The 13200-nt window shown below is 72.6% G+C and carries 11 protein-coding genes; 2 read left to right on the top strand and 9 right to left on the bottom strand.

What is annotated here, in order from left to right:
* Positions 1-12 precede the first annotated feature (12 nt).
* The 8 genes from ACIA6T_RS05860 to ACIA6T_RS05825 form a co-directional block, all read right to left on the bottom strand.
* A complete protein-coding gene (locus ACIA6T_RS05860; protein ID WP_399445328.1) occupies positions 13-792 on the bottom strand; it encodes an SDR family NAD(P)-dependent oxidoreductase in 780 nt (259 codons plus the stop codon).
* Positions 789-1541, bottom strand: a complete 753-nt coding sequence (locus ACIA6T_RS05855) for an SDR family NAD(P)-dependent oxidoreductase (protein WP_399445327.1) — start codon at positions 1539-1541, stop codon at positions 789-791. The genes ACIA6T_RS05860 and ACIA6T_RS05855 overlap by 4 nt, the downstream gene beginning before the upstream one ends.
* The gene (locus ACIA6T_RS05850) at positions 1538-2509 is read right to left on the bottom strand and encodes a fumarylacetoacetate hydrolase family protein (RefSeq protein ID WP_399445326.1); all 972 of its coding nucleotides are present in this window, start codon (positions 2507-2509) and stop codon (positions 1538-1540) included. The genes ACIA6T_RS05855 and ACIA6T_RS05850 overlap by 4 nt, the downstream gene beginning before the upstream one ends.
* 93 nt (positions 2510-2602) lie before the next feature.
* On the bottom strand, positions 2603-3535 hold the full coding sequence (locus ACIA6T_RS05845; protein ID WP_399445325.1) for a VOC family protein: 933 nt from the start codon (positions 3533-3535) through the stop codon (positions 2603-2605).
* A 4-nt stretch (positions 3536-3539) separates the two neighbouring features.
* Positions 3540-4538 (bottom strand): amidohydrolase family protein, encoded by a 999-nt coding sequence (locus tag ACIA6T_RS05840; protein WP_399445324.1) that lies wholly within the window; start codon positions 4536-4538, stop codon positions 3540-3542.
* Complete coding sequence (locus ACIA6T_RS05835; protein ID WP_399445323.1) at positions 4535-5665, bottom strand: FAD-dependent oxidoreductase; 1131 nt, start codon at positions 5663-5665, stop codon at positions 4535-4537. The genes ACIA6T_RS05840 and ACIA6T_RS05835 overlap by 4 nt, the downstream gene beginning before the upstream one ends.
* Before the next feature lie 24 nt (positions 5666-5689).
* Positions 5690-6646: a cyclase family protein gene (locus ACIA6T_RS05830; protein WP_399445322.1), complete on the bottom strand. Its 957-nt coding sequence runs from the start codon at positions 6644-6646 to the stop codon at positions 5690-5692.
* The gene (locus ACIA6T_RS05825) at positions 6643-7644 is read right to left on the bottom strand and encodes a fumarylacetoacetate hydrolase family protein (RefSeq protein ID WP_399445321.1); all 1002 of its coding nucleotides are present in this window, start codon (positions 7642-7644) and stop codon (positions 6643-6645) included. The genes ACIA6T_RS05830 and ACIA6T_RS05825 overlap by 4 nt, the downstream gene beginning before the upstream one ends.
* Positions 7645-7772: 128 nt before the next feature.
* Between ACIA6T_RS05825 and ACIA6T_RS05820 the strand changes: the two genes are divergently transcribed.
* Positions 7773-8690: a LysR family transcriptional regulator gene (locus ACIA6T_RS05820; protein WP_399445320.1), complete on the top strand. Its 918-nt coding sequence runs from the start codon at positions 7773-7775 to the stop codon at positions 8688-8690.
* 160 nt (positions 8691-8850) lie between these two features.
* On the opposite strand, the gene ACIA6T_RS05815 is transcribed toward ACIA6T_RS05820, so the two are convergent.
* Positions 8851-10749 carry an NAD-binding lipoprotein gene (locus ACIA6T_RS05815; RefSeq protein WP_399445319.1) on the bottom strand — a complete coding sequence of 633 codons (1899 nt, stop codon included), beginning with the start codon at positions 10747-10749 and terminating at the stop codon, positions 8851-8853.
* A gap of 290 nt (positions 10750-11039) precedes the next feature.
* Between ACIA6T_RS05815 and ACIA6T_RS05810 the strand changes: the two genes are divergently transcribed.
* Positions 11040-13034, top strand: coding sequence for a flavin monoamine oxidase family protein (locus tag ACIA6T_RS05810; RefSeq protein WP_399445318.1), 1995 nt, complete (start codon positions 11040-11042; stop codon positions 13032-13034).
* The last annotated feature ends 166 nt before the right edge of the window (positions 13035-13200 follow it).

Genomic DNA, 13200 nt, shown 5'->3' with positions numbered 1-13200 from the left:
ACTGGGTTCCTTTCAGGGGGTGGCGCCCGGCAGGACGGCCGACCAGCCGCCGTCGACGACCAGGTTGGCGCCCGTGACGTACGACGCCTCGTCAGAGGCGAGGAAGACGGCCGCGTTCACCACGTCGTCGGGTGTGCCGGTGCGGCCGAGGGGGATGTGCCGGGCGATGGAGCGCATCGGATGGTCCTCCGCGAGGAGGTCGGCACGGGAGCCTTCGGTGTCGATCATCCCGGGGCTGACGCAGTTGGCGCGGACACCGTACGGCGCTCCCTCGGCGGCCAGTTGGCGGGTCAGGGCGATCACGCCGCCCTTCGACGCCGAGTGCGCCGTGCGCCGGTTGGTGAGCGAACCGGTCAGCCCCGCGGTGGAGCCGACCGTGAGGACGCAGCCGCCACCGGCGATCAGGTGCGGCCAGGCCGCCCGCACGGTCAGCCACACCGAGTCCAGCTCGGCGCGCACCGTGAGGGCGAAGTCCTCGTACGGCTGGCTGTCGACCGGCCCGAAACGCACGGCACCGGCGTTGGCGTACACGATGTCGACGCCACCGAAGGCGTCGACGGCCTCCGCCGCCCAGGAGCGCACGGACTCCTCGTCGGTGACGTCGAGGGGGCCGGGGGTGAGGGCGGTGCCGCCCTCGCGGGCGATCAGCCGCTGGGTCTCGACGGCTTCCTCGTGCAGCAGGTCGCCGCCCACCACGAGCGCGCCCTCGGCCGCGAACCGCAGCGCGGCGGCCCGGCCCTGACCGCGAGCGGTGCCGGAGATCAGGGCGACCCTGCCCTCCAGCCGCTTCACGAGGCCCCCTCGCGCAACGCGTCGGAGACCGACTTGACGCCGCCGTGCGCGGTGAGCCCGCCGTCGACGGGGATCTCGGCGCCCGTGATGAACGAGGACTCGTCCGACAGCAGGAAGACCACCAGCGGAGCGACCTCGTCGACCGTCCCGGTGCGGCCGAGCGGGGTCTCGCGGATGTTGGCCGCACGGAACGCCGGGGCGGCGGAGGCGGTCATCTCGGTTTCGATGTAGCCGGGATGGATGGTGTTGACGCGGATGCCGCGCGGCCCGAGTTCCAGCGCGGCGGTGTGCGACAGGCCCCGCAGCGCCCACTTGCTGGTCGTGTACGCGACCGGGTAGTGCGCCGTGAGGGCCGCGGACGAGCCGACGTTGACGACGGAGGAGCCCGCCGGCATGAGCGGTGCGAGGTGCTGGATGCCCAGCAGCGGACCGGTGACGTTGACCGCGTGGACGCGTGCCATGTCCTCGGGGCGCACCTCGCCGACGCGGGCGCGCCAGGTGATGCCCGCGTTGTTGACCAGGCCGTGCACCTGCCCGTACGACTCCCGCAGTTCGGCCGCGAGTTCGGCCCAGTCCTGCTCACTGGTGACGTCGAGCCGACGGCAGCCGGGCGCGTCGGTGATGTCGGTGGCGATGACGCGGGCACCCTCGCGGGTGAGTGCCTCCGCCTCCGCGGCTCCCTGCCCGCGAGCCGCCCCGGTCACGACGACGACCTTGCCGAGCAGCCTCTTGGCGTGCGGGTCGGTCACGGCCGCTCCCGGGTCCGGCGCCGGCCGGCCGGCAGGGGGACGGGCTCCGCGCCGGGGACGACGGTGTTGGCGAGGGTGCCGATGCCCTCCACCGTGAGGGTGACGGTGTCGCCGGGCCTCAGGGGCGGCGGGGTCTGCTCGCCCCGCCGGCCCCACAGCTCGGCGAGGCAGCCGCCGTTGCCGCAGGTGCCGGAGCCCAGCACGTCACCGGGGACGACCCGGGTGCCGCGGGAGGCGTAGGCGGTCATCTCCTCGAAGGTCCAGCTCATGTGGGACAGCAGGTCCTCGCCGACCTTCTCGCCGTTGACCTCGGCGGTCAGCGCCAGGCGCAGGAAGCCGTCGGCGTCCCGGTACGGCTCCAGCTCGTCGGCGGTGACCAGGTACGGGCCGAGGGTGGTGGCGGTGTCCTTGCCCTTGCAGGGGCCGAGGCCGACCTTCATCTCGGCGGACTGCAGATCACGGGCGGACCAGTCGTTGAAGACGGTGTAGCCGACGATGTGGTCGCGGGCCTGCTCGGGGGTGAGGTCGCGGCCCTCACGGCCGATGACCGCGGCGACCTCCAGCTCGAAGTCGAGCGCCGCCGTTCCCGGGGGGACGGGGACGCCGTCGTGCGCGCCGAAGACCGCGTGCGGGTTGGTGAAGTAGAACGTCGGTGCCGCGTACCACTGCTCGGGCACGCCGGCCGAGCCGTCGACGGAGCGGCGTACGCCTTCGACGTGTTCCTCGAAGGTGACGAAGTCCCGTACCGATGCGGGCTGGAGCGGAGGCAGCAGGCGGACCTGCGACACGTTCGGGCCGGGAGGCACGTCGAGCGCCGCCGCGCCCGCGGCGAGCAGGCCGGGCAGCCCGCCCGACTCCCGCAGCAGGTCGGTGAGCGACGTGACGCCGGGCAGCGGCAGCAGGGTGCCGTCGTCCTCCACGACGGCCACGCGGCGGCGGTGATGGTGTTCGTAGGCGGCGAAACGCATGGTGAGGCTCCTGGAGAGCGGGGCCCGGGGGCGCGGCGGGGCTGAGTCAGGGCAGGTGACAGGCCCTCCGCGCTCCCGGGAGCGGGGGCGGGATCAGACCGGCGGGGCGACGAAGACGCCGCGGTCGGGGTCGTTGAAGGACTCCTTGGCGACGAGTTCGTTCATGGGGTTGGCGGTGCCCCACTGGTCGGTGACCTCCGGCTGGGAGAAGTCGTAGACGTGGGGGTGCCAGGTGTCCTCGTCGAGGAGTTCCAGCTCGGTGGTGTACTCGACGGTGTTGCCGTGCGGGTCGAGGAAGTAGGTGAAGGTGTTGTCCCCGGCCATGTGCCGGCCCGGACCCCAGATCTTCTTGTACCCGGCGCGGATGACGCGGCCGGAGCCGCGCATGTACTCGTCGATGCCGCGCATCTCGAAGGAGATGTGGTGCAGGGAGGTGTGCGGGCCCTTCGCGAGCGCCATGGAGTGGTGCTGGTTGCTGATCCGCATGAAGTGCATGACCTCGCCCATGTGCGGCGAGCTGAGCGTGTCCGACAGGGCGAAGCCGAGGTGACGCTCGTACCACTCGCGAGTGCGGTCCAGGTCGGGGGAGTTGAGCACGACGTGGGAGAGCTTGACCGGGATGGACTCCTTCTCCTCGATCCTGCGGTGCTGCCTGACCTCGACGTCCGCGGAGACCTCGATGGTGCGGCCGTCGACGTCGAAGAAGCGGAAGCCGTAACCGCCGCCGGGGGTGTCGACCTTCCCCGGCCGCGAGATCAGCTGGACGCCGCCGGCCAGCAGTCGCTCGGCGAGGGTGTCGACGTCGGCCGCGCTCGCGGCGCCGTAGGAGACGAGGTCGAGGCGCTTCTCGTCGGCCTTGCGCAGCCGGACGACGTACTGCTCCGGTGAGCCCTCGGCGGCCAGGAAGGAGATGCCGGAGTCCTCGGCGACCTTGGTCAGGCCCCAGACGCCAGAGTAGAAGTCGAGCTGCTTGTCGTAGTCCGGCACGGCCAGGTCGACGTGGCGCAGGTGGGTGAGCAGACGCATGGTGTCAGTCCTTCCTCAGGAGTGCGACGGCGTTCGCGCCGCGGACGGCGTCGAAGTCGGCCTCGGGCAGACGGGCGGCGCGCAGGGCGGCGACCGGGTCCTCGGTGCCCATGTCGAAGGGGAAGTCGGAGCCGAGCAGGACGCGGTCCGCCCCGGCGGCCCGGACCAGCTCCCGCAGCACGTGCGGGTCGTGGACGAGGGAGTCGAAGTACAGGCGCTTCAGGTAGCTGCTGGGCAGGTGGGCGCAGCCCGCGCCCGCGTCGGAGCGGGCCGACCAGGCGTGGTCGCTGCGGCCGATGTGGGTGGGCAGGTAACCGCCGCCGTGCGCGGCGATCACCTTCAGCCCCGGATGCCGGTCGAGGACCCCGGAGAAGATCAGATGGGACAGCGCGACGGCGTTCTCCACCGGCTGGCCGACGGTGTTGGACAGGTACCACCGGTCCAGCCGCTCGTCCAGGGTGCAGCCGAAGGGGTGCAGGAAGAGGATCGCGCCGGTCTCCTCGGCCCGTGTCCAGAACGGCTCGTACGCGGGGTCGGACAGTTCCCGGCCGGGGGCGTGGCTGGAGATCTCCACCCCGGCCAGGCCCTGCTCCAGGGCGTGGTCCAGGGCACGGACCGCCAGGTCCGGGTGCTGGAGCGGTACCAGGCCGAGCCCGCGCAGCCGGTCCGGGGCGGCCGAACAGTGCGCCGCCGTCGCCTCGTTGGCGGTCCGGTACACCTTCCCGGCCGTCTCCTCGTCCGCCCAGTAGTGGTAGTGCGAGGGCGAGGGACTGACCAGCTGCACGTCCACGCCCTGCGCGTCCATGGCGGCCAGCCGCACCGTGACGTCCGTCAGCCGCGCGATGCGCTCCCGCACCATCGGGCCGTTGACGGCCAGGGCGGCGGGACCGTTGCGCCGGGCGTCCAGCGCCCTCGCCTCCGCGAGGCCCGGCAGGCCCTCCACCAGCGCCTCGACCTCGGGCAGCAGGACATGCGCGTGCACGTCCACGGTGGGCCCCGTCACGGCGCCTCCCGCAGCATCGTCATGGTGCGGCCCATCAGGCCGGGCACGTCGGCGTCACGGACGCCGTCGAGCTGCCACTGCCCGATCCGCACGGACGCCTCGACCACCGCCCGGACCCGCGGGGCGCGACGCTCGTGGTACGCCTGGAAGAGCGCGTCGTCCCACTCCCGGCCGCCGGTGAGCAGTTCGGCGAGGACGAGGGCGTCCTCCAGGGACAGGGCGGCGCCCTGGGCGAGGGTCGGCGGGCAGCAGTGGGCGGCGTCACCGACGAGGACGACCCGGCCGCGGTGCCAGGAGCCCTCGACCAGCATCCGGTCGAACCAGGTGTAGTTGACCTTCGCCGGGTCGGTGATGTGCTCGGTGATCTCCGGCCAGAAGCCGCCGTAGGAGGAGGCCAGCCGGCGCATCTCGTCGGCGTACGACTCCGGCGGGATCGACGCGCGGTCGCGGTTGGCCTCGACGACGTACGCGTACAGGGTGGTCTCGCTGGTCGGGCAGTAGCCGGCGATGTAGGCCGGGCCGCCGTAGGCCAGGTCCGTGCGGACCACGCCGGCCGGGCGCGGAGCGGCGACGCGCCAGATGGCCATGCCGGTCGGCTCGGGCTTGTCACTGATGCCGATCGCCGCGCGGGTCTTGGAACCGAGGCCATCGGCGGCGATGACGAGGTCGTACCGGCCCTCAGTGCCGTCGGAGAACCGTATCGAGACCCCGTCCGTGTCCTGGGCGAGGATTTCAGCGGTCGTGCCGAGCCGCACGGTGGCTCCGCTCGTTCGGACGGCGTCGATCAGGATCTGCTGGAGCTGGGGGCGCTGCATGCCGACGGTGGCGGGCAGGTCGTCACCGCCGGTGCGCAGGTCGTCCTGCACGTGCAGGACGGTGCCGTCGGGGGCGGTGATGCCGACCGAGCCGAAGCCGAATCCGGACGCCTCCACCCGCTCCCACACGCCGAGTTCGCGCAGCACCCGCAGGGCGTTGCCCTGGAGGGTGATGCCGGAGCCGGCGGTGGCGTTCCAGTCGTCCTTGGCCTCGATCAGGTCCACGTCGACGCCGGCCCGGCGCAGCCGGACGGTGACGGCGTTGCCGGCCGCGCCGCCGCCGATCACCAGGACTCTACGGGCTGTGCTCATTGAGGAACTCCCTTGTTCCGCTGGTTACTTGACGGCGATCGGGTTGACGGGGGAGCCGACCGCGCCGGTGATGGGCAGGGGTGCGGCGGTGAGCCAGAAGTCGTACCTGCCGTCCTCGGCGCAGTCCTCGGCGAGCGCCTCCAGGTCCCACATCTCGCCGATCAGCAGGCCGATGTTCGGGATGGCCACCTGGTGCAGCGGCTGGAAGGCGTGCTCGAACTCGTTCGGCCGGACCTCGAAGCCCCAGGTGTCGGTGGCGATCGCGGCGATCTCCGTACGGTGCAGCCAGCCGGCCGTGGTGAACGACAGCCCGGGTGCGGGGCCGCCGGCGTACTCGCCCCAGCCTTCCCGGCGTACGCGGGCGAGCTGACCGGTGCGCACCAGCACGATGTCACCGCGGCCGACCTCCACGCCGTGGGCGGCGGCGGTCGCCGCCAGGTGCTCCTCGGTGATCGCGAAGCCGTCGGGCAGTTCGCCGTCCTCGCCGACGACCCGGCCCACGTCCAGCAGTACGCCGCGTCCGGCCACGTGCGGAGCCATGTGCTCGATGCCGGTGACCAGGTCGCCGTCGGAGGTGACGACCTTCTCGGCCGCCCGCCCGTTCCACGCCCTGCCGTGGTCGAAGATGTGGCCGAGCCCGTCCCACTGGGTGGAGCACTGGAGCGGCATCGCGATGACGTCGTCGGCGCCGCCGATGCCGTGCGGGAAGCCCTGGTTCCCGAGGGCGGCGTCGGTGCCGGTGTCCAGCATGGTGTGCACCGGGTTGGTGCGCCGCCGCCAGCCCTTCTGCGGGCCGTTCATGTCGAACCGCTGGGAGAGCGAGAAGCTGACGCCCCGCCGTACCAGCGCCGCGCCCTCGCGGCGCTTGCCCTCGTCCAGGAAGTTGAGGGTGCCGAGCCGGTCGTCCTCGCCCCAACGGCCCCAGTTCGAACACGCCTCGGCGGCCTCGGCGATCGCGCCCTCGGGGTCGTGGCGGTTCACGCGGCGCCCTCCGCGACACAACGGGTGCGCTGGACCCCGAGACCGGTGACCGAGCCCTCCATGACATCGCCGTCGCGCAGCAGCCGCCCCCAGTGCATGCCGTTGCCGGCCGGGCTCCCGGTCAGCACCAGATCCCCGGGGAGCAGCCGCGCCGTCTGCGAGGCGTACGCCACCATGCGCGCCACGCCGAAGATCATGTCCCTGGTGGACTCGTCCTGCATGGTCTCGCCGTTCAGCTTCAGCGTGACCCGCAGGTCGCCGGGGTCCGCGATCGACTCGGCGGGCACGATCCACGGGCCGAGCGGGGTGAAGCCGGGCGCGTTCTTGCTGCGCAGCCAGTCGGTGCCGATCTGCGGCATGTCCCGGCGGAAGACGGTGGCGCGGTCGGTGAGGTCGTTGGCGATCGTGTACCCCGCCACGCAGTCCAGCGCCTCCTCCACGGAGACCCGGTGGGCGGGCCGGCCGATCACGACCGCCAGCTCCAGCTCCCAGTCCGGCTGCTCGGCCCACGCGGGGAGGACGACGTCGTCGTACGGGCCGGTGATCGCACTGGGCAGGCCGATGAAGACGTACGGCAGGTCCTCCGCCGCCCGGCGGTCCATGATCTCCGCCGCCTCCGCGCGCCGCTCGTTCTCCGGCCGGTCGTCACCGGGCGCCCGGTGCGCGACGTGCAGGTCGATGACGTGCTGCCGGTAGTTCGCCCCCGACTGCAGCACCTGACGCGGCTCGACCGGCGCGTGTACGCGGAGGTCCGAGACGGGGGTGCGGTCGAGGCCGGTGTCGGCCGCCAGCGCGCGCAGCCGGGGCAGTGCCGTCTCCCAGCGGCCGAGCAGCCCCAGGACGGTCAGCCGCTCGTCGCCGAAGGCGGTCCGGAGATCGAGGGCCCGGGCGTCGGGGGTCACGAGGGCGGGGAAGGCCGGCCCGTCCTGGGCCGAGAGAGTGGCGAGGGCGAACGGTCCCGCGAAGAGCGGGGACGCGGCTTCAGGTTTCACGAACATGTCCTCCTGATTGCGGTGCCACTAATCTGGACCCGCCACCCGCGATCAGGGAAATCGATTCTGTGGATAACCGGCATCCATGGCGTTTATTGCTCCTGGTTTCGCCGCCGCACCGCAAGGGGAAGACCGTGAACCTGGCCCGCCTCGACCTCAACCTCGTCGTCGCCCTGCGCGCCCTCCTGGAGGAGCGCAACGTCACCCGGGCCGGACAGCGCATCGGCCTCAGCCAGCCCGCCATGAGCGCCGCCCTGGCCCGCCTGCGCCGCCACTTCGACGACGCCCTCCTCGACCGCGTCGGCGGCCACTACGAGCTCACCGCCCTCGGCCAGGTCCTCCTCGACCGCACCTCCACCGCCTACGACGTGCTGGAACGCCTCTTCTCCAGCCAGGCCGACTTCGATCCGGCGAAGGAGAACCGCGAGTTCAAACTCGTGGCCTCCGACTACGCCGTGGCCGTCTTCGGCGCCGAACTCGCCCGCGTCGTCCACGAGGAGGCCCCCGGCATCCGGCTGCGCTTCACCCAGACGCCCCCGACCGTGGTCGACGACACCGCCACCCTGCTCAGCGCCACCGACGGCCTCCTGATGCCGCACGGCATCATCAGCGGCTTCCCCGCCACCCACCTCTACGACGACCACTGGGTCCTCCTCGTCGCCGCCGACCACCCGGACGTCGACGACCGGCTCACCCGGCGGGACCTGGCCCGGCTGCCGTGGGTGACGTACCAGCGCACGTACGACGCCCCCGCGGTGCGCCAGCTCGGCATGCTCGGCATCGAGCCGCGCGTGGAGGTCTCCGTCGACAGCTTCCAGCTGCTGCCCCTGATGATCGTCGGCACCCGGCGCATCGCCCTCATCCAGGCGCGCCTGGCCAGGCTGCTGACACCGGTCGCCGCGGTGCGGCTGATGGAACCGCCGTACGAGGCCGTGCCCCTGCGGGAAGCCCTCTGGTGGCACCCGGTGCACACCCACGACGCCGCCCACATCTGGCTGCGCGACATGGCCGCGCGGGTCGGGACGCGCATGCCCCCGGTCCCCGGCGAGTGACGGGTGGAGGCGTTCCGGGGCGCACACGGCCACGGCATCACCGGCTCGCGGGGAGCCGGTGGTGTCGCTCAGGGGGAGGGCCTGCACGCGCCCTCCGGCGGCCCGGTGCTCCTGGCCCGCGGGCCTGTCCCGCCCTGAACCAGCCGAGCGGAACCGTCCGTCAGTCCTTGCCGATGACGACCACCTCGTCCGCGGCCGTCCACCGGCGCCGTTCGGCTTTGGGCGGGTTGACCCGCACGTCGTGTCCGGAACCCGTCGACGGGCCGTCGTGGCTCCGGTAACCGATGGCGCACTCGCCGCGATGACGTGCCGCGGCGACGACCGTGGCGAAGGACGTCTCACACCCGGGCAGTACGTAGTCGGTGGCCGGCCGCAGGCGGACCCCGGTGCCGTCGGCGGAGAACAGTTCCTCGAACACCGCCGCCAGGTGACGGTTCTGGGAGATCTGTGCCATGAGCAGGCCGATGAGCTTGCCACTGATGATCACGTCGGCGCCGGGACTGATGGGGGCCAGCGCCCGGTTGCGGTCGTCGATCAGCTCGGTGACGACCGGCAGTTCGCGCCCGGTGGCCTCCTCCAGTCGGCGCAGCAGCAGGAGGGTGACGAGCGTGCGGTTGTCCGGTTCGTCCGGCGGCTGTCCGGGAGCGGGGTCCCGGCCGAGCACGATCACGCTGTCGTAGGAGTGGACGTCCAGACGCCGCAGGGTCTCGGGGCGGGTGACGTCCCCGTGGTGCAGTGTCAGGGCCAGGCCGGTGCCGCCGTGCGCGTCGGCCTCGTCCACCTGCCGGACCGTCGCCTCGTCAGCGTCCGCCACCACGTCGACGGCGGATCCGGGCCTGGCACGGCGGCGCAACTGGTCGATCATGAGCGGCGCCCGGCGGTTCCAGCCCAGCAGGAGAACCCGCTCCGCTCGCGCGGGTGCCGGCGGCCCGGACACCATCGTCCCCTTCTCGACCAGCTCCGCACAGTCGCCGAGCCGGACCGTGTCGTCGTCACGGGAGATGACGACGAGCAGGTCGTCCGCGGCGAGAAGCGTCTGCTCCGGCGGGTTGAGCAGGGGAGTGCCCGAGCGCACCATCCCGACGACGCTCGACGTCGGGTAGGACAGCAGCGCGTCGCCGAACGGCCGCCCGGCCAGGGCCGGTTCGGCGATCAGGTAGAACTCGTCGCCGGCGAAGTCGAGGAGTTCCTGGTGGACCAGGGAGAGCCCGGGACGGCGTGCGGCCTGGACGATCAGCCGGGCGGTGACGGTGTCGCTCTCCAGGATGACGCCGCCCGGCCCGGCGGCGAGACCGGCGGCCAGGCGGTAGCGGTCGTCCCGGACGGCGGCGACGACGGGCGGAAGGGCGGCCTCTCCGGGCAGGGCCGCCCTGAGCGCCAGCAGTGTCTTGACCACCTCGGCGTCGGCGTCCGGCTCGTCGTGCGGCATCACCAGCACGACACCGGCCGTCTCCGGGCTGGTCAGAGCGATCACGGCCGGGTCGGTGGTGGGACCGCTGCGGCAGATCAGCCGCGTACGGCCGCCGGGCCCCACCTTCGTGCTCAGGGCCTCCTCCATGGCGGTCTTGTCCCGGTCGGCCAGCACCGCCACCGCCGCCCGCCGCTGGTTGGCGTTGGCGGTCACCAGCTCGCCCACCACCGTGAAGACCTGCTCCGACCACCCCAGGACCACGGCGTGCCCCTGTTCGAGCACCGTGGAACGGCCCCGGCGCAACGCGGTGAGCCGCTCCGTCAGCGCCGTCGTGATCAGACCGACGAGGGTCGAGACGTACAGCAGGGCGACCAGTGCGAGCAGCAGCGACAACGTCACCCGCAGCGGCGTACCCGTCGAACCGCCCAGCCGCAGTGTCTCCCCGGTCAGGCGCCACACCTGCGCGAACCGGTCCGTCAGGGACGCCGGCGCGTCGGGGTCGGTCCACACCAGCACCGCGCTGGCCGGGACGACGACGGCCAGACACAACAGCGCCATCCAGCCTACGAGGGCGGAGGCACCGCGGGTCAGCGTGCTGTCGAACCAGTAGCGGGCCCTGTCGCCGAACCGAGTGCGCGGCTGCGCCACCCTTCCCCCCTTGGTCGCCCCGCACTCCTGCGGGCCCGGGACGACGCCGCGTACGTGACGCGCCGCGCGAGCCCGCCGGAGAGCACGGATGTGGATACGCACCTGGCAGTGTGCGGGAAAGATCGCGACGGCATCACGGGGTCGCCCGGCATTCATTCCTTCGGGTTCCCCGAGCCGTCCGCACCGGCCGGCCCGCCGTGACGTCAGGGTTCGTCGCCGCTTCGCTCCTTCGGGTCAACTCCGGTACGAAAGACGGGCATCCGGTCACAACCGCCAGTACAAAGACCGCCATGACTGAAGATCACGCGGTGGTGCGCTCGGACGACGGCTTCTCCCGGAGGAGCTTCACGGTGGCGGCCGGCACGGCCACAGTGGCGACGGCCCTGACCGGCGGTGCCGCCGCGGCCCTGCCCGCACCGGCCGCCCCGGACGACAGCCGTGGCCCCGACTTCGACCGGTGCCTCGCCGTCGCCCGCGCACTGCTCGTCCTGGACTCCGACGACCACCCCCTCGTCCCGCGTTACCGGCGCGTCCTCCAGGAGGGACTGCCGGCACGCCGGCGGACCCGCCCCAGGGACGTCCTGATCATCGGCGCCGGTCCGGCCGGACTGGTGGCCGCCTGGCTGCTGAAGAAGGCCGGCCACCGGGTGACGGTGCTGGAGGCCAACGGCAACCGCGCGGGCGGACGCGTCAAGACCTTCCGCAACGGCGGCCACGAACACGCCGGACAGCCCTTCGCCGATCCCCGTCAGTACGCCGAGGCGGGCGCGATGCGCATCCCCGGCAGCCATCCCCTGGTGATGGAGCTGATCGACCAGTTCGACCTGAAGAAGCGGCGCTTCCACTACGTCGACGTCGACACCGAGGGACGCCCCGCCCACCGCACCTGGATCCACGTCAACGGCATCCGCGTGCGGCGCGCCGACTACGCCCGCGCGCCCCGGCGCGTAAACCGGTCCTTCGGCGTCCCCCGGGCCCACTGGGACACCCCCGCCGCCGCCATCCTGCGCTCCGTACTGGACCCGGTGCGCGACGAGTTCAGTCACGTCGGCCGCGACGGCAAACGGGTCGGCAAACCGCTCCCCGAGCAGTTGAAGGGCTGGGCCCGCGTGGTGCAGCGGTTCGGCGACTGGTCGATGTTCCGCTTCCTGACCGAGCACGCCGGCCTCGACGAGCGGACCATCGACCTGATCGGCACCCTGGAGAACCTCACCTCCCGCCTCCCGCTGTCCTTCATCCACAGCTTCATCGGCTCCTCCCTCATCAGCCCCGACACGCCCTTCTTCGAACTGGAGGGCGGCACGGCCGTACTGCCGGACGCCCTGCTGGAACGCGTGCGCAAGGAGGTGCGGTTCGACCGCCGTGTCACGCGCATCGAGTACCACCACCCCGACCGCGCCTCGTCGGACACCGAGCACGTCCGGGGCAAGGGACCGCACGTGTGGGTGGACACCGTGTCCGAGGGCCGTGACGGGCCCGTCGTACGCGAGCAGTTCACCGCGGACGTCGCCGTGGTGACGGTGCCGTTCTCCGGACTGCGCCACGTGCAGATCGAGCCGCCCATGTCGTACGGCAAGCGCCGCGCCGTCTGCGAGCTGCACTACGACAGCGCGACCAAGGTGCTGCTGGAGTTCAGCCGCCGCTGGTGGGAGTTCGGCGAGGCCGACTGGAAGCGAGAGCTGAACGCCGTCGAGCCGGGCCTGTACGACGCCTACCGCACCGGTCGCGCCACCGCGGACGGCAGCCTGCTCGGCGCCCATCCCTCGGTGCCCGACGGGCACATCTCAGCGGGCCAGCGCACCCACTACGCCGCCAACCGAGCGCTGATGCGCGACCAGCCGGAGGCGGTCGACGTCGTGGGAGGCGGATCGGTGTCGGACAACGCCAACCGGTTCATGTTCCACCCCTCCCATCCGGTTCCGGGCAGCGCGGGGGGCGTGGTCCTGGCGTCCTACAGCTGGGCGGACGACGCGCTGCGCTGGGACTCCCTGGACGACGAGGCACGGTACCCGCACGCCCTGTGCGGCCTCCAGCAGGTCTACGGCCGGCGCATCGAGGTCTTCTACACCGGAGCGGGCCGCACGCAGAGCTGGCTGCGCGACCCCTACGCCTACGGGGAGGCGTCCGTGCTCCTGCCCGGGCAGCACACGGAGCTGCTGCCCGTCATCCCCGTACGCGAAGGGCCGTTGCACTTCGCCGGGGATCACACGTCCGTCAAGCCGGCGTGGATCGAGGGAGCCGTGGAGTCCGCCGTGCGTGCCGCCCTGGAGATCCACACGGCATGAGCCGGGCGGCCCCCTGAACCACGAGGCGGGCGCGGGGGGGGGGGGGGGGGGGGGGGGGGGGGGGGGGCGGGGGGGGGGGGGGCGGCGCGCGGCGGGCGCGGCGGGGGGGGGGGGGGGGGGGTTAGACATGAGAACAAGATGGGGGGCGAAGGGAGGAATGCAGTGG

The organism is Streptomyces sp. NPDC051740, assembly GCF_044453165.1.
In the GTDB taxonomy this organism is placed as follows: domain Bacteria; phylum Actinomycetota; class Actinomycetes; order Streptomycetales; family Streptomycetaceae; genus Streptomyces; species Streptomyces atrovirens.
This window is presented reverse-complemented; position numbering and strand designations above follow the sequence as displayed.